This window comes from Sphingorhabdus sp. EL138, from assembly GCF_945890115.1.
In the GTDB taxonomy this organism is placed as follows: domain Bacteria; phylum Pseudomonadota; class Alphaproteobacteria; order Sphingomonadales; family Sphingomonadaceae; genus Sphingorhabdus_B.
The window spans coordinates 19,694-36,397 of sequence record NZ_CAMDCK010000018.1 but is presented as its reverse complement, the minus strand read 5'-3'; the positions used below and the strand labels follow the sequence as shown (position 1 = coordinate 36,397).

Here is a 16,704-nt window from a genome sequence, read left to right as displayed (position 1 = left end):
TTTACGGAAAGGAAAGTCCCCCTATGCATCGCAGCCTCTTTGCCCTTGCACTTGCAACCACCACAATCACGCCTGCATTTGCGCAGGCCGATGTCGTTGGATCGGGCATTTCGCCATCGACAGCGGCGCATTCGCAGACTCGGCCAATCAATTTCGAAGCGACAGCGCCAACATCGGGCGCTTTGGTCATCATGATGCGCGATGCGACGCTGCCAACCAATGTTGTTGATGCGGCAACGGCGCAAGCATTGAACGCGGCCATCGCTTCGGCAAAATTTGAAGGCAAAGAGGGCAGTTCCTTGTCGCTACGCGGCATCGGCAATTATGCGCGCATTGTGCTGAGCGGGGTTGGCGAAGAAGGCGACCGCGTCACCCATATCCGCAACGCATCGGGCAAGGCTGCACAGGATTTGCGCGATGAAGCGCAACCAGTCACCATCACAGGCGGCCTTAACCAAGACGAAGCGGCGGCCGCAGCTTTGGGCTATGCCATGGGGCAATATCGGTTTGACCGCTATAAAACCGTGGACCGCAAAACGCCGCCTACGAACCCCGTAACTATTATCAGCAGCGATGCGGGTAGCGCAGAGGCTTTATGGAAGTCGCGCCATGCGGCCTTGGCCGAGGGCGTTTCCTTGTCCCGCGATCTGGCGGCTGAGCCAGCCAATGTCATCTACCCAGAAACCTTTGTGGAGCGGGTCCGCGCTGCCTTCGGCAACACCGCAAACGTCAAGATTGAAGTGCTCGACGAACCGATGATGCGCAAATTGGGTATGGGCTCACTTGTCGGCGTTGGCCAAGGTTCACGCCGCCCATCGCGCCTGATGATCGTCGAATATCGCGGCGCTGGTGATAGCGCGCCATTGGCGATGGTCGGCAAGGGCATTACCTTTGACTCCGGCGGCACATCGCTCAAGCCCGGTGCGGGCATGTGGGAGATGAAGGCAGACATGTCCGGCGCAGCCAGCATCATGGGCGCTGTGTTATCGCTCGCAAAGTCAAAGGCGTCGGTTAACGTCATCGGCGTTGCCGCGCTGTCGGAAAATATGCCCGGCGGCAATGCGCAGCGTCCCGGCGACGTTGTGCGCACAATGAGCGGCAAAACCATTGAGATACTGAACACCGACGCGGAAGGCCGTTTGGTAATGGCCGACGCCAATGAATATGTCGTCGCCAATAAAAAACCCGGCGCTTTGGTGAACATGACGACGCTGACAGGATCCATCGTTGGCGCATTGAACGACGAATATGCAGGCCTATTCAGCCGGGACGAACGGTTGGCTGCAGCGGTTACCGCAGCGGGCACCGCAACGGGTGAAGATGTATGGCGGATGCCGCTCCACAAAAACTATCTCAATGATATGAAATCCGACATTGCCGACATTAAAAACGTTGCTGAGGGCAGCGGCCCCGGCGCAGGTCTTGGCGCGACCTTTGTTGGCTTCTTCGTCGATAAAGATGTTCCTTGGGCGCATCTTGATATTGCCGGCGTTAACTGGGCGGACAAAGCTGGGCCAGTGACGCCAAAGGGCGCATCGGGCTGGGGCGTCCAATTGTTGGATGCGCTTGCCCGCAGTTGGAAATAATATCGGGGTCATCGCATTTTCGGGGAATGGCCCTCGCACTTGTGTTGCGAAAATGCCGCACTACATTCTGAATAGGCATGGAGCCTTTGTGTACAAAGGCTCCATCGGCAATTTAGGAAATAGCGCATGAACCTCGAAAAATTCACGGACCGCGCCAAGGGTTTTCTGCAAAGCGCGCAGACCGTCGCCATTCGCATGAGCCATCAGCGGATTGGACCTGAACATCTCCTGAAAGCGTTGCTCGAGGATGAGCAAGGCATGGCGTCTGGCCTCATAAAGGCTGCTGGCGGCGACGCGGCGACGGCTTTGCGTGAGACCGATGCCACGCTCGCGAAGGTGCCTGCCGTGTCCGGTGGCGGCGCGCAGCAGACCCCCGGCCTCGATAATGACGCCGTGCGCGTGCTCGACGCCGCCGAACAGGTCGCGCAAAAGGCTGGCGACAGCTATGTCACCGTAGAGCGCCTCTTGCTCGCGCTGGCGCTCGCCAAGACCAGCACAGCAGGCAAGGCACTGGCCGCAGCAGCCGTCACGGCCGAAGGGTTGAATGCGGCTATCAATGCATTGCGGGGTGGCCGCAGTGCCGACACTGCGGGCGCAGAGGACCGTTATGACGCGCTGAAAAAATTTGCGCGTGACCTGACTGAAGTGGCGCGCGCAGGAAAGTTGGACCCCGTCATTGGCCGCGACGAAGAAATCCGCCGCACCATCCAAATCCTTGCGCGCCGCACAAAGAATAACCCCGTGCTGATCGGTGAACCGGGTGTCGGCAAAACGGCTATTGCCGAGGGGTTGGCGTTGCGTATCGCCAATGGCGACGTGCCCGATAGCCTGAAGCATCGCAAATTGCTGTCGCTCGACATGGGCGCGTTGATCGCGGGCGCGAAATATCGCGGCGAATTTGAAGAACGACTTAAAGGCGTGCTGGACGAGGTCAAGCAGGCCGAGGGTGACATCATCTTGTTCATCGACGAAATGCATACGCTTGTCGGCGCGGGCAAAGGCGAAGGTGCAATGGACGCCGCCAACCTGATCAAGCCAGCCTTGTCGCGCGGGGAGCTGCACTGCATTGGTGCAACGACGCTCGATGAATATCAAAAACATGTCGAAAAAGACCCAGCGCTGCAACGCCGCTTTCAGCCGATTTTTGTCGGCGAACCCACGGTCGAGGATACAATCTCCATCCTACGCGGGTTGAAGGAGAAATATGAACTGCACCATGGTGTGCGGATTACCGACGGCGCTTTGGTAAGTGCCGCCACTTTGTCGCATCGCTATATCTCCGACCGTTTCCTGCCCGATAAGGCCATTGACCTGATGGACGAGGCTGCGTCGCGTCTGCGCATGGAGGTGGAATCCAAGCCGGAAGAGATTGAAACGCTTGATCGCCGGATCATTCAGTTAAAAATTGAACGTGAAGCGCTGAGCAAGGAAAGCGATGCGGCGTCGAAGGACCGTCTGGCCAATCTGGAGGGCGAGCTTGCCAATCTGGAACAGCAATCGCTGGAACTGACGCAGCGTTGGCAGGCGGAAAAGGACAAGATTTCTGCTGAAGCCAAAATCAAAGAATTGCTCGATGGCGCGCGTATCGAGTTAGAACAGGCGCAGCGGTCTGGCGATCTCGCCAAGGCAGGCGAGCTGCAATATGGCACGATACCCGGGTTGGAAAAGCAATTGGCGGACGCGGAGGCCGCTGCGGGCAATGCGATGTTGCGCGAAGAAGTGACGGCGCAAGATATTGCCAGCGTCGTCAGCCGCTGGACGGGCATCCCCGTCGACAAAATGCTTGAGGGTGAACGCGATAAGTTGCTCAACATGGAACAGCTTATCGGCGCGCGCGTCATTGGCCAGAAGGACGCGGTGGAAGCGGTTTCCAAGGCAGTCCGCCGTTCACGTGCGGGGCTTCAAGACCCGAACCGCCCGCTGGGTTCCTTCTTATTCCTTGGGCCAACAGGTGTCGGCAAGACCGAGCTGACCAAGGCGCTCGCCTCTTTCTTATTCGACGACGACAATGCGATGGTTCGTATCGACATGTCCGAATATATGGAAAAGCACAGCGTCGCACGGCTGGTCGGCGCGCCTCCGGGCTATGTCGGTTATGAAGAAGGCGGCGTGCTGACCGAAGCCGTTCGCCGCAGGCCTTATCAAGTCGTCTTGTTTGATGAAGTCGAAAAGGCCCATTCAGACGTTTTCAATATCCTGTTGCAGGTATTGGATGATGGCCGCTTGACCGATGGCCAAGGCCGCACGGTAGACTTTTCCAACACGCTTATCATCCTGACCTCCAATCTGGGCAGCCAGCATATGGCCGCGTTGGACGACGGGCAGGATGTGAAAGACGTTGAACCGCAAGTCATGGAAATTGTGCGTGGCCATTTCCGGCCCGAATTCCTAAACCGCCTGGACGAGGTCATATTGTTCCATCGCTTGGGCGCCGACCATATGGCCCCGATCGTCGAGATTCAGGTGCAGCGCGTCCAAAATCTGCTCAAGGATCGCAAGATCACTCTGTCCTTGTCAGACGAAGCCAAAGCATGGCTCGGCCGCGTGGGTTATGACCCTGTCTATGGCGCACGCCCGCTGAAGCGCGCGATCCAGCGTTATGTGCAAGACCCGCTGGCCGACATGCTCCTACGCGGCGGCATTCCCGATGGTTCCACGGTGACAGTGGAGGAGGGCGATGGGGGGTTGAAGTTCACGGTATAGGCGGCGCTTGGCCATGCAGCCGGACCAAGCAGCGTTACTGACCGCCTGGGCGTGAAGTTCCATCCTCGACCAAGCGGCGGGCGAGATCATTGCCAGAATCTGTCATCTGGCGCCACTGCGCGAGCGTCTTACATACCTTCCCTTTTTTCACCAGTGAACCCGTCACCCTGACGGTGCGACACCGCATGGCTTGGTCTGGATCGGAAGCTTTGTCGGAGGCTTTGGCCAATTTGCCATCCTGCGATATCGGAGCCGTGACAGGCGCGGAAGTGGGTGCTTGGGCCAAAGCCGACGTCATGATGCCAATGGTTAAGGTGGTGCATAGGATTGGTCGCATGTGCAAATTTCTCCGTTGAGAGGCGACGAGCAAAATATCACAGACATTTTTCAGTGCAAGTAAAGAGGAGAAAAATGCAATAAATCAATGCGTAATTTTAAAACCTGTTGCGTCAGCCGCCGTATAATAACGGGCGATGATCCCTTGTTCGGCGACAGTTAAATGCGGGTTCCACACGTCAAAGATAAGAACGGCACGATATTTATCGCTATCATTCCACGCTTCATGTTCGATGGTATCATCAAAGGCAAAAGCCTCCCCCATTTGCCATTCGCGGGTTTCGCCGCCAACGCGAAAGCCGCAATTCTCCGGCACGATCAGCGGTAGATGCACAATCGCCCGGGTATTGGTCACGCCGGTATGTGGCGGAATTCGGGTATGCGGCTTCAATATGGAGAAAAATGCGCTGGGGGCACGACCTGGAAGCATTGTCGTCGGTAAGCTGGCCAAGGCCGCTGCCGTACGCGGGCAGCGGTCTAAAACAGCCTGATTGGGTTGCCCATATTCCCATAAAAAGCATGCACCCCAGTCAAGGGAATGGTCGAGAGATGACCATTTATTTTCAGGGATGCCCGAATCCATTTTAACATAAGGGCGCAACGCGTCGCCCGGATCGGCCAGCAACGTCTCTAATTCTGCGCGTATATCGTCGGTCGCAGCTTCAATCGCTGGCATCCAAGGGAAATGATGGCGGTCGAAAAATTCATCCGCCGGAAGGAAGGGATAATATAGACCTTCGCATATGTTCGTATAGGTCCGTCTGCGGCCCAGCGCGCTATCGACAAATGCCTTACTACGGCGCAGTTCTGCTGCATCCATGGCGGCGGATAATGGCGCTAATTCCGTGCTAACCGCATCGGCGATCTGGCGCGTCGCTTGCGACACAAATGCCTGGCCCTTCTGCAATGCAGCAGCAATATCTGGCGATAGGTCTGGTGCAACTGCCGCCATTTGAAGGACGCCGCTCCATGCGGCCAGCGCTTGCGCCTTTTCACCTATACGTTCATGCAATTCGGCCTTGCGGAGCCAACCCATAAAGTCCCGGCGGTCGATGTTAATGGCCGCATCCAGCGCCTGCATTTCCCCGTTGTCATCGCCTTGCGCGCGCCGTGCGGTGGCAACATTTCGCCACAGCGCGCTGGACATAGTGTCATGCATAATGGCCGCCACGAACAGGCGCTCTGCCTCGGCATAGCTTCCGGCCCGCAGGGCAAGCATGCCTTGGCTGTTTAATCGGGCCGCTTCGGGTGGTGGTGCGCTCTCGTTCATAAGGCCAAAGCTTGCCATTTACCGTTAGAAACGGCAAGGTCGATGACGTTATGGCGAACAATAATAGCGAAATTTGGAACGACGGGGCTTGGCTTGCGCATCGGTATGATCCGGCCGCAGACGCCTTTCATCTGCGTCCTGTAAGCCGCGCTGCACATAATGCGGCGACTTTCCTCACCGATGAATATCTTGGTGTGGAAGCAAGTCCGCTCGTCCTATCGCGGCACGAGGCCAAAGCGCGCTGCGCCGAGAATGCCGGCCTGCATTTTATTTTGCATTCCGCCTTTTGCGCATCGACCATGTTCGCCAACGGGTTTGATCTGCCGGGGCTATCGATGGGTTTGAAGGAGCCCGTTTTGCTGAACGACATTGTCGGTTTTCGCCGTCGCGGCGCGCCACCTGTGGCGGTCGGCGAACGCTTGGGCGATGCACTAGATATGCTCGCGCGTCCCTTTGGCGACGATTTGGCTGTTGTTGTGAAACCGTCCAATATCTTCAATGCGCTTGCCTCCGCATCGCTTACCATGCGGCCGACAAGCAAGGCCATTCTTCTGCATGCCCCACTTTCGGTGTTTCTTTTGTCCGTGGCCCGCAAGGGGCTATGGTGCCGGCTATGGTGTCGCGAATTGTTGGAGGGGCAGATAGCCGACGGCATAGTTGATCTTGGTTTTGAACCGGGTGATTTTTTCCGGCAAACCGATTTGCAAGTCGCGGCTGTGGGTTGGCTGGCGCAGCAAAAGCTGTTTCATGACATGGCGCGAAAATACGGGCCGGAACGTATCGCAACGCTGGACAGCGAACGACTGACCGCAAATCCCGGCAAGGCTTTGTTGTCTGCAGCCGCGCACTTTGGATTGGGCGATCATGCCGCTGCAAACGACACACATCCCGCCTTTGGCACGCATAGCAAGTTTGGCGGTAGTTTTCGGACAGAGGACCGGCGCGCCGAATATGCGTTGGCGCAAACGGCGCATGGCGACGAAATTGAGAAGGTTCTGATTTGGGCCGAAGCGGTTGCCCAATCTGCCAACATCCCGCTGACGTTGGGGCATCCGCTGCGCTTTTGATGCGGCGCGCCAGCCAAATGCTGGCGCGACCATTTCCACCTAAAATGGGCCGCCATACAAAAGGGGCGGACATCGCTGCCCGCCCCCTTGTTTCCTTATATGCTCTTCAAATTAGAAGCGCAGCTTTGCCGTTACAGCATAGCGACGTCCCAGCGCATCATATGTCGATGGGAAGGTGTTACCGCTGTTGAACGTTGTCGAACCAGCATTGTTGCCGGTCAATGGCGGAGCCTTATCCAACAAATTCTGCACCGACATCGTGATGGTCAGATTTTCGCTGGCATTAAGACGGGTTGAGAGATCAAAGTAATTATATGACTTGATCTTGCCCATGTTAACCGTCCGGCCACCAACGCCCAAGACTGATGCGCCAATGGTTCCGCTGAAGAAGGCACCACCGTCAATCACGTCAAGTGGCTCTTGCTCCATCGCAGACAGATGACGCCACAACAATGACACATCGATCTTGTCGTACGACACTGTTGTACGCTGCGACCATGAATATTCTGGCTGCAACGAACCACAGTTGGTGCTGAAATAACCGGTACAATCACGATTGACCGAATCCGGGTTGAGCACGAACGCGTTGAACGTCGATTTGAACGTGTAGTTACCGTTGAACGACAAGGCCAAACCGATTTTGTCGGTAAGATCGGTCTTGTAGTTCAAGATCAAGTCGATGCCGTCAGTTTCAATGGCACCCGCGTTCGACAGAGCCGAAGGCAGGCCAGTGAATACGTTCGGATCACCGCTCAGACCGCCATCGGCCGGGCTACGGCGAATGCTGGTACAAGCTGCTGTGGCCGATGCTCCAGCCGCTGGGCTGAATACGTTCGATCCAAAGCAAGCCGCAATTACGTCACCAGGGGTCGGGGTCGAAATCGACTCGGTTACCTTGATGCTGTAATAATCAACCGATGCACTGAAACCAGGAATGATCGCAGGCTGGAAGATCGCACCAACAGTGAAGCTGTCCGATTTTTCAGGCTTAATGTTGATGTTACCACCACCAGTCGAGTTCACTTGGCCTGCGTTAGGCTGAGGAATCGAGTTGATGTTACCCAAGCTTGCACCTTGCGCCAAGCAGACGGCACGAAGTTCACCACTTGGACCAGTTGCCGGACGTCCTGGCAACACTGCACCAGCCGTCGTCAACGTCGCACATGGATCTGTACCAAGGTTGGTCAATCCCGTGTTCACTGGTGAGAATAGTTCACCAATGTTCGGCGCACGAACGGCACGGGCGAAGTTACCACGAACAGCAAGTCCTTCGATTGGTTCCCAAGTACCACCGGCCTTAAAGGTTGTGGTGTTGAACGATGGGTTACCTGTTGCGTCGACAGTGTATGACGAATAACGAAGGCCGCCTTCAACAGTCAGGCTGTTAAAGAATGGCTTGTCGCTGACCACTGGTACAACAACTTCACCAAAGGCTTCATACACGTTGAAGCCACCTTTGATATCTGGCGTCGCACCGCCGGCACCGCCAAGATCGCCGCCTTTGGCAAGCGCGTCAGCGCCCTGACGGGCGGTGTATTTACGGAACTCACCACCGACTGCGAATGCCACGGGATCTTCAGCAAATGGGCTGGTAACGCCCGCATCGCCGTTAATTGTTCCCTTGACCTGTGCAAGCGAGGTCTTCGTAAAGCTGGTGCTTTCCTGAACCAAGAACGGGATCGCTGCTGGCTGAATGGTACCGAACACATTTGCCGCAACGCATCCATTGGAAGTGTCGAAGCAGACGGGTGCTGCTGCTGTTCCGCCTGCACGAAGCGACTGACGGAAACGCGAGTTCAAGGTATAGCCCTTAATCGTCTGAATATTTTCACTTTCGCCATAGGCACCTGTGATATCCCAGTCGATTGAGTCGGTGATCGAACCACGGGCACCCAAACGGTAATCGAATACGGTCGTGACATATTCCGAAATACGGGGGCCAGCTTCCGTTGCGCGACGGGCAAAGGTTGTCTGCGGGTTAGGGTTGAAACCTTCACCAGCTTCGATCACACCATTATTGTTGAGATCGAATGGTTGCCATGCTTGCGCTACTGCAAGTCCGTTGCCGGATGTCGTAGCAGTTGCAGACGCGCCGCCAGTTCCGACTTCAAGATAACCGGCCGATCCAGGACGCAGGCTGGGGTTAGCAGCGGCATCGCACTGCGCTTGCGAAAAGCGCGGTGTATAGATATCAGGACGTGGGTTAACGTCAAATGCGCAGAACTGGTTACGTGCAGTAGCTGGCAAGAACGGGTTGTTCAAAGGAATGTTCACGCCGATGCTGAACGCGCCCGATGGTGCGATGATCGTGTTTACAGTGTTCTTTGAGAACAAACCGCGCGTGTAGACTTCGACCGCATCGCTCACTTCGTAACGTGCCTGACCGAACATGTTGTAACGTTCGAACGGCGTCTGGAAGACGTTATATGGGTTGAAGTTGAACGTCGAGAAGGTGGGAACGATCTGACCAGCGTCGTTGATCTGGTTAGTTCCGCCATTGACGCCGCCTGCAGGGTTCGCCTCATAAATGGGACGGCCAAGGAGGAATCCTGCGGTGATGTCGGCCGCAGTTGGAGGAGTCCGACCGGTAAACAACGATTCGGGTGCTGCTGCGCCGGTTGCGCCGGTGCGGCGTGTGCCCGAGAAGCGCGACGGGAATGCCGTGCCTGAACCAAGCGCTGTACCGCTGTAAGTTTCAATGGTGGTGAGCGATACATCGCGCGCACCTTGATACACAGGGTCAGCTTGCTGATAACCGATGCCAAACACTGCGTTACCGCGGCCATCGTCGAAGTTTGCACCGATGGTCACGTCAGCGCGGAAAACATTGCCGTCACCTTCTTCGGTCAGCTGCTGCGAAACTTGTGCTTCTAAACCGGAGAAATCATTCTTCAGGATGAAGTTAACAACACCACCAACAGCGTCAGCGCCATAAGTTGTGGATGCACCACCGGTAAGAACGTCAACGCGCTCAACCAAAGCGAGCGGAACGTTGTTCAAATCGACCTGACCACCGAAACCGGCAGGAACGATGCGATCACCGTCCAACAAGACGATGTTACGGTTTGAACCGATTCCACGCAGGTTAACGTAGGACGCGCCGCCGTTGCCGTTATTGACCGCAGAACCGATCGACGCAACAACGCCTGGGATTTCGCGCAATACTTCTTCTGCCAAGTTGGACTGAAGCAGTTCCATTTCTTCGGAGGTGGTTACGTTCACCGGAGCCGAACGCTCAAGGTTCGGATTGGTAATGAGTGAGCCGGTAACGATAATTTCGCCGGCTGGTTCTTCTTCGGCTGCCGCATCCTGGGCGAACGAAGGCGTTGAGATCAACGCCAAGCCCAATGCCAGCGGTGCCGCTGCATATTTCAAATTGCTGATACGTGTTTTTTTCACGGTATAGCCCCTTTTAAAAGGCCAAAGATGGACGGTTTCCCGGCAACCAATGGCTGTTCAACTCCCCAGCTTATCCATCATCACAGCACGCGTTATACACACGCGAAGCGCGAAGTAGTCCCTCTGGGTTGGTGTCGCTTTGCCGGAAATCCAGTATTTGCGCAACAAATTGGGTATTGGTGTCAATAATATTGCAATAGTGTGTCATTCACGCAACAGTGTCGTGGCGGGCCACCGTCTGAATTAATAGGCGCTGCGTCGCAGTCACAAAAATCGTTCATGACAGCGACAGCGTCGTTCGTTAAGGAGGCATCATCCGGTTTTCAGAGGCACGTCTTTAATGTCCCTACGCTCTTTCTTCTCCAAGCTCAGTTTGCTCTTGTCCGCCATTTTTGCCTTTGTCGTGTCGCCAGCCTTCGCGCAGACGGCGGCGCTGGGCCCTGCCGTGCCAGACCTTGAGAATATCTTGGTCTTAGATCTGTCCACAGGCGGCCGTGTCACGATTCAAATGTTTCCAATCGACGCCCCTGCCCATGTTGAGCGTATCAAAACGCTGACCCGGCAAGGCTTTTATAACAATGTCATTTTTCACCGCGTGATCGATGGATTCATGGCGCAGACGGGGGACCCAAAGGGCACGGGCCAAGGCGGGTCTGAACTTCCCGACCTGAAGGCCGAATTTAACAGAATTCCGCATTTGCGCGGCACGGTGTCCATGGCGCGCACGAACGAGCCTGATACCGCCAACAGCCAATTCTTCATCTGCTTTCAACCGCGCTTTAACCTGGATAACAAATATACGGTCTTTGGCCGCGTGACATCGGGCATGCAGTTTGTGGACGCCATCGAGCGTGGCGAGCCGCCTTTGAACCCCGCCAAGGTGCTGCAGGCCTCTATCGCGGCCGATAATGTACCACCCCCTGCCTTTGCGCCGCCACCAGAGCAAGCGCCCGCAGCCGAAGCAACGATAACTGTCGACCCGTTAAGCGCTGGATAAGCGTAAAGCGTTCACCCATGCGTGTTGATCTATTTGATTTCGAGCTTCCGCCCGAGCGGATTGCGTTGCGCCCCGTCGCGCCACGGGATTCCGCGCGCATGTTATGCGTAAGCGGTGATGCTGCACTGGCGGATCATGTGGTACGCGACCTGCCGCAGATGTTGCGCAAGGGTGATTGCCTGATCTTCAATGACACGCGGGTCATTCCGGCCCAGCTTCAGGGCACGCGCGGCGATGCATCCATCGGCGCGACCTTGCACAAACGGATCGACCCGCGCCGTTGGCAGGCGTTTATCCGCAACGCCAAACGCCTGCATCCCGGCGATGTGATTGATTTCGGCCAAGGCGTCACGGCCATATCCGAAGAACGCCATGACGACGGCAGCTTCACGTTGTTTTTCGAAGGGGATGAGCCTGTCGAAATCCTGCTACACCGTGCAGGCACCATGCCCCTGCCACCTTATATCGCGGGCAAGCGGCCAACCGACGAACGCGATGCGCAGGATTATCAGACGATGTTCGCGCAAAAGGATGGCGCAGTGGCCGCGCCCACCGCGTCGTTGCATTTCACGCCAGAATTGATGGCCGCGGTGCAGGCAGCGGGCATCGAAACCGCAACCCTGACGCTGCATGTCGGCGCGGGCACATTCCTGCCCATGAAGGTCGATGACACCACCGAGCACCATATGCACAGCGAATGGGGCAGCATTGATGCGGTCACAGCGGACAGGCTTAATAGCATACGCAAGGCAGGCGGGCGGTTGATTGCAGTCGGCACAACGTCACTACGCCTTGTGGAAAGCGCGGCGGACGACTTTGGCATCGTCCATCCGTTTGAAGGCGATACCGATATCTTCATCACACCCGGTTATCAATTTAAGGCGATTGGCGGCCTGATGACCAATTTCCATTTGCCTAAATCAACGTTGTTCATGCTCGTCAGCGCCTTAATGGGGCGCGAGACCATGCAAGCCGCTTATGCGCATGCCATCGCCCAGGAATATCGTTTCTACAGCTATGGCGACAGCAGCTTGCTTCTGCCCTGATGTCGCCGCTGGCGCTGTGGGTCCGGACCTAATGCCCCTTCAACTCGTCACCCGTCAGGCGGACGATATGCAGCACATTGGTTGGTCCCGGCGTCCCAAATGGCACACCGGCCATGATGATGATCCGGCTACCTGCAACGCCCAGATGGTACCGCAACGCCATACGCTTGCCCTTGGCGACCATTTCTTCGAACGAGCCAATGTCCCGCGTCCGCACGGCAAAGGCACCCCATAATAGACCCAAGCGACGCGCGGTCGTCTGACTGGCGGTCAGGACCAACAAGGGCACGGCAGGACGTTCGCGCGAAATGCGGCGCGCGGTCGATCCAGACGATGTGAAGCAGACGATAGCGCTGGTTTCCACGGTGTCGACAATATGTCCGCTGGCCTCAGCCAAGGCGTCGGCGGTCGTGCCGTCTGCGGGGGTTTCGGTGAAATGGATGCGTTTGAAGAAATCCGGATCGCCCTCCACCTGTTGCGCAATGCGGTCCATGATCGACACCGCCTCAATCGGCCACGCCCCAGCCGCGGTTTCCGCCGATAACATCACGGCGTCCGCGCCATCGTAAATCGCGGTGGCCACGTCCGAAACCTCGGCCCGTGTCGGGGATGGTGAAACGATCATCGATTCGAGCATTTGGGTTGCCACCACGACGGGCTTGCCCATGCGCCGTGCGGTCGACACAATCTTCTTTTGCAGCGGCGGCACTTGTTCGGGCGGCAATTCCACGCCCAAGTCGCCGCGTGCAACCATAACGCCATCGGCAAGCTCAAGGATCTCCTCCAACCGTCCGATGGCGGCAGGCTTTTCAATTTTGGCCAGCAAAGCCGCCTTATTACCAATCAGCTTCTTGCCTTCGGCCACATCCTCAGGTCGCTGCACGAAGGACATCGCGATCCAGTCCACACCTTGCGCCAGCGCAAAGGCAAGGTCCGAAAGGTCCTTCTCGGTCAACGCAGCAATCGGCACCACAACATCAGGGACATTTAACCCCTTGCGGTTCGACAGCATCCCGCCGACTTCGATCTTTGTGTTGATATGTTCAGGGCAAATTTCGGTGACGCGCAAGACCAGCTTGCCATCGTCGAGCAGCAACCGTGCGCCGACTTCAAGCGCCGCAAAAACTTCCGGATGCGGCAAATGGACACGATGCGCGTCGCCCGGTGCCGTGTCGGTGTCGAGCCGGAAATTGTGGCCATGGTGCAATTCGACCTTGTCATCGGCAAATGTTCCGACGCGTAATTTCGGACCTTGCAGGTCAACCAATATCGTCGTTGGCCGGTTATAGGCTTTCTCCAGTGCGCGGATATGGGCAATCAACTGCGCCTTTTCGGCCTGCTCGCCATGGCTCATGTTGACGCGGAAAGCATCCGCACCGGCCCGAAACAGTTTTTCGATCATCTCGGGCGTATCGCTCGCGGGGCCCAATGTCGCCAAAATGCGAACCTTGCGCATGCGCGGTTTATGATATTGCATGAAATTGGCTCCGCGATATGGATTTTAAACGTCGACCTCCCCATAACGCGGCAATTCAGCAACGAAAAGGGCGCATGCTTATGCAACGGGACACACATATTTCAGACGCCGCCGCCGCCGCCGCATTTCGCCGCCTCGTCGCGCATTTGCAGCACCGGCATGATGCGCAGAATATCGACCTCATGGGCCTTGCGGGCTTTTGCCGTAATTGCTTGGCCGATTGGGTGATGGAGGCAGACGGGCAATTGACGAAAGACGAAGCGCGGCGGATGATCCACGGCATGCCCGCCGCAGAGTGGAAGGCAAATTATCAAAGCGAGGCAACGCCGGAGCAATTGGAACGGATGCAGGAAAGCGTGGCGAAGAACGCCCCTTCACATTAAGGCGCTGTCATCTTGATTCGGGGGCTCCTGCCCCTTCAACAGATAAGGGAAAATATCATGTCCGAAGGCAATATCGCCGCCGATCAACTGCGTCTGTTCATTGAACGCATCGAACGTTTGGAAGAAGAGAAAAAAGGCATAGCCGACGACATTCGTGACGTATATTCGGAAGCGAAGAGCCAAGGCTATGACGCGAAAATCATGCGTCAGATCGTCCGCTTGCGCAAAATGACCCAAGACGACCGTCAGGAAATGGAAGCGATTTTAGATACTTACAAATCGGCGCTCGGTCTGGCGTAAGGCGACGGCCTGCCCAAGTCGCGATGACGCGGCATTAAAGCACATGACTTGCCCAATGGCGCGTGCGTGATGTATGGGCGCTGCTTCATATCCTTTAGCCAGAGAAGAGTAGAGCCATGGCAGGCCATAGCAAATTCAAGAATATCCAGCATCGCAAAGGTGCGCAGGACAAGAAGCGTTCGGCGCAATTTTCCAAACTTTCGCGCGAAATTACCGTTGCGGCAAAGATGGGCATGCCCGATCCGGACATGAACCCGCGCCTGCGCCTTGCGGTCAATGCTGCCAAGGCGCAGTCGGTGCCCAAGGATAATATTCAGCGCGCCATCGACAAGGCAATTGGCGGCGACGCCGAAAGCTATGATGAAATGCGGTATGAAGGCTATGGCCCCGGCGGCGTTTCGATCATCGTTGAGGCACTGACCGACAATCGCAACCGCACCGCGACCAATGTGCGCACCGCATTCAGTAAAAATGGCGGCAATTTAGCTGCTTCAGGCGCGGTGAGCCACGGGTTCGACCGCAGGGGCCTGATCACTTATCCCGCCAGCGCGGGTGATGCCGACAGCGTGTTCGAGGCTGCATTGGAAGCGGGCGCCGAAGATGTGGAATCGAGCGAAGACGAACACAGCATCTGGACCAGCATGGACGCGCTGCACGAAGTGGCCAAAGCACTTGAAGCCACGCTTGGCGCTGCGGAAAGCGCAAAGCTCGCATGGAAACCCCAGCTTTTGGTCGAAGTTGACGAAGCCAATGCTGCAACCTTGCTGAAGATGATCGATGCGTTGGAAGACGATGACGACGTCCAGACCGTCTGGGGCAATTACGACGTGTCGGATGAGGTCATGGCGAAATTGGGATGATCATATCGTGATGATTATATTGGGATTAGACCCCGGCCTGGGGACCACCGGCTGGGGCGTTATCCGTAAGGAAGGCAATCGTCTTTCCCATATCGACAATGGCGAGATTGTAACCGACGCCAAATTGCCTTTGGCCAACCGCCTTGTGCTTTTGGATGAAAAATTGAGCGCAGTGCTCGATCACTTCCGTCCCGATTATGCGGCGGTCGAAGAGGTGTTCGTCAACAAAAACCCGCAATCGACGTTAAAGCTTGGCCAAGCACGCGGCGTGGTGCTGTTGGGTGCGGCGCGCAACCGCACGCCCGTGACCGAATATGCGACGCGGTTGGTAAAAAAATCCGTCGTCGGCACTGGCAAAGCCGAAAAGGAGCAGGTTCAGGCCATGCTGCGCATCCTGTTGCCGGGCTTGAAGCTCGCCGGACCAGACGCTGCCGATGCGTTGGCGGTCGCCATCACCCATGCGCACCATATGCGCGGTTGATGGGTGCACGCAGAGGCGCAAAGGGCGCAGAGTATCTGGCCCATAAAGTTACCTATTTTAATCTCTGCGCACTCTGCGCCTCTGCGTGAAAAAATTCTGCCCTGTTCCCGCGATGTTCTCTTTTACTTGCCGATTTGAAATCGAGCGGCTAACCCACAAACATGATTGCAAAGCTATATGGCCGCATTGATGAAACCGGCGTTGACCATCTGGTGATTGACGTCAACGGCGTCGGCTATCTGGTGCAGGCCAGCGCGCGGACGCTATCGGCCTTGGGCAAGACCGACGATTTCGAGACTGTCTTCACCGAAATGCAAGTGTCGGAAAATGACATGCGCCTGATCGGCTTTGCCACGCGCGAAGAACGCGACTGGTTCCGCCTGTTAACGGGCGTGCAGGGCGTCGGCGGCAAGGTTGGCCTCGCCATATTATCCGCGATTGAACCCGCCGATCTGGCGCTTGCGATCGGCAGCGGCGACGCCGCGATGGTCGCGCGCGCCAATGGCGTCGGGCCAAAGCTTGCCAGCCGCATCGTCAATGAATTGAAGGACAAGGTCGGCGCTTTGGCGGGCATTGGCAGCGGCGCCAAGTTGATGGCGACGGGCGCCGCGAACGGCAACCACGCACAAGACGCGATGTCCGCACTCGGCAATCTAGGCTTCAAGCCCGGTGAGGCAGGCAGCGCCGTGGCGCAAGCCGTCGAGGAACTTGGCCCCGATGCGACCTTGGATGCGCTCGTGCGGCTGGCGTTGAAGCGGGCTTCGCGGTGATTAGTATTTGGAACTCAGCGGCAGGCCTT

14 protein-coding genes are annotated in these 16,704 nt (G+C 56.7%); 11 read left to right on the top strand and 3 right to left on the bottom strand.

Annotated elements, in window-relative coordinates; all coding sequences use genetic code 11:
* Nucleotides 1-23: 23 nt before the first annotated feature.
* The 3 genes from Q0O07_RS09285 to Q0O07_RS09275 all read left to right on the top strand — a co-directional run bounded on the left by Q0O07_RS09285 (nt 24) and on the right by Q0O07_RS09275 (nt 4,645).
* Nucleotides 24-1,586 carry a leucyl aminopeptidase gene (locus Q0O07_RS09285; protein ID WP_295492801.1) on the top strand — a complete coding sequence of 521 codons (1,563 nt, stop codon included), beginning with the start codon at nt 24-26 and terminating at the stop codon, nt 1,584-1,586.
* Nucleotides 1,587-1,712: 126 nt separating this feature from the next.
* On the top strand, nt 1,713-4,289 hold the full coding sequence (gene clpB / locus Q0O07_RS09280) for an ATP-dependent chaperone ClpB (RefSeq protein ID WP_295492799.1): 2,577 nt from the start codon (nt 1,713-1,715) through the stop codon (nt 4,287-4,289).
* A 185-nt stretch (nt 4,290-4,474) separates the two neighbouring features.
* Nucleotides 4,475-4,645 (top strand): hypothetical protein, encoded by a 171-nt coding sequence (locus tag Q0O07_RS09275; protein WP_295492797.1) that lies wholly within the window; start codon nt 4,475-4,477, stop codon nt 4,643-4,645.
* Between the two features lie 65 nt (nt 4,646-4,710).
* Here Q0O07_RS09275 and Q0O07_RS09270 read toward each other — a convergent pair whose 3' ends face one another.
* Nucleotides 4,711-5,895, bottom strand: coding sequence for an aspartyl/asparaginyl beta-hydroxylase domain-containing protein (locus Q0O07_RS09270; RefSeq protein ID WP_295492795.1), 1,185 nt, complete (start codon nt 5,893-5,895; stop codon nt 4,711-4,713).
* Nucleotides 5,896-5,906: 11 nt separating this feature from the next.
* Here Q0O07_RS09270 and Q0O07_RS09265 point away from each other — a divergent pair, with 11 nt between their 5' ends.
* The gene (locus Q0O07_RS09265) at nt 5,907-6,962 is read left to right on the top strand and encodes a hypothetical protein (RefSeq protein WP_295492793.1); all 1,056 of its coding nucleotides are present in this window, start codon (nt 5,907-5,909) and stop codon (nt 6,960-6,962) included.
* 111 nt (nt 6,963-7,073) lie between these two features.
* Here the strand turns inward: Q0O07_RS09265 and Q0O07_RS09260 are convergent, their stop codons facing one another.
* Nucleotides 7,074-10,361, bottom strand: coding sequence for a TonB-dependent receptor (locus Q0O07_RS09260; RefSeq protein ID WP_295492791.1), 3,288 nt, complete (start codon nt 10,359-10,361; stop codon nt 7,074-7,076).
* A gap of 340 nt (nt 10,362-10,701) precedes the next feature.
* Here Q0O07_RS09260 and Q0O07_RS09255 point away from each other — a divergent pair, with 340 nt between their 5' ends.
* The gene (locus Q0O07_RS09255) at nt 10,702-11,358 is read left to right on the top strand and encodes a peptidylprolyl isomerase (RefSeq protein ID WP_295492789.1); all 657 of its coding nucleotides are present in this window, start codon (nt 10,702-10,704) and stop codon (nt 11,356-11,358) included.
* A gap of 17 nt (nt 11,359-11,375) precedes the next feature.
* Nucleotides 11,376-12,404 carry a tRNA preQ1(34) S-adenosylmethionine ribosyltransferase-isomerase QueA gene (gene queA, locus Q0O07_RS09250; protein WP_295492787.1) on the top strand — a complete coding sequence of 343 codons (1,029 nt, stop codon included), beginning with the start codon at nt 11,376-11,378 and terminating at the stop codon, nt 12,402-12,404.
* A gap of 28 nt (nt 12,405-12,432) precedes the next feature.
* Here queA and pyk read toward each other — a convergent pair whose 3' ends face one another.
* Nucleotides 12,433-13,881 (bottom strand): pyruvate kinase, encoded by a 1,449-nt coding sequence (gene pyk, locus Q0O07_RS09245; protein ID WP_295492785.1) that lies wholly within the window; start codon nt 13,879-13,881, stop codon nt 12,433-12,435.
* A 74-nt stretch (nt 13,882-13,955) separates the two neighbouring features.
* On the opposite strand from pyk, the gene Q0O07_RS09240 reads away from it, so the two are divergent.
* From Q0O07_RS09240 to ruvA, 5 genes are all read left to right on the top strand, one after another.
* Nucleotides 13,956-14,264 (top strand): DUF1244 domain-containing protein, encoded by a 309-nt coding sequence (locus tag Q0O07_RS09240; protein WP_295492783.1) that lies wholly within the window; start codon nt 13,956-13,958, stop codon nt 14,262-14,264.
* Between the two features lie 57 nt (nt 14,265-14,321).
* Nucleotides 14,322-14,564 carry a DUF2312 domain-containing protein gene (locus Q0O07_RS09235; RefSeq protein WP_295492781.1) on the top strand — a complete coding sequence of 81 codons (243 nt, stop codon included), beginning with the start codon at nt 14,322-14,324 and terminating at the stop codon, nt 14,562-14,564.
* A gap of 116 nt (nt 14,565-14,680) precedes the next feature.
* Entirely contained in the window at nt 14,681-15,424 is a 744-nt protein-coding gene (locus Q0O07_RS09230; protein WP_295492780.1) for a YebC/PmpR family DNA-binding transcriptional regulator, read from the top strand.
* Nucleotides 15,425-15,434: 10 nt separating this feature from the next.
* Nucleotides 15,435-15,905, top strand: coding sequence for a crossover junction endodeoxyribonuclease RuvC (gene ruvC, locus Q0O07_RS09225; protein ID WP_295492853.1), 471 nt, complete (start codon nt 15,435-15,437; stop codon nt 15,903-15,905).
* 161 nt (nt 15,906-16,066) lie between these two features.
* Nucleotides 16,067-16,675 carry a Holliday junction branch migration protein RuvA gene (gene ruvA / locus Q0O07_RS09220; RefSeq protein ID WP_295492778.1) on the top strand — a complete coding sequence of 203 codons (609 nt, stop codon included), beginning with the start codon at nt 16,067-16,069 and terminating at the stop codon, nt 16,673-16,675.
* Nucleotides 16,676-16,704: the final 29 nt, after the last annotated feature.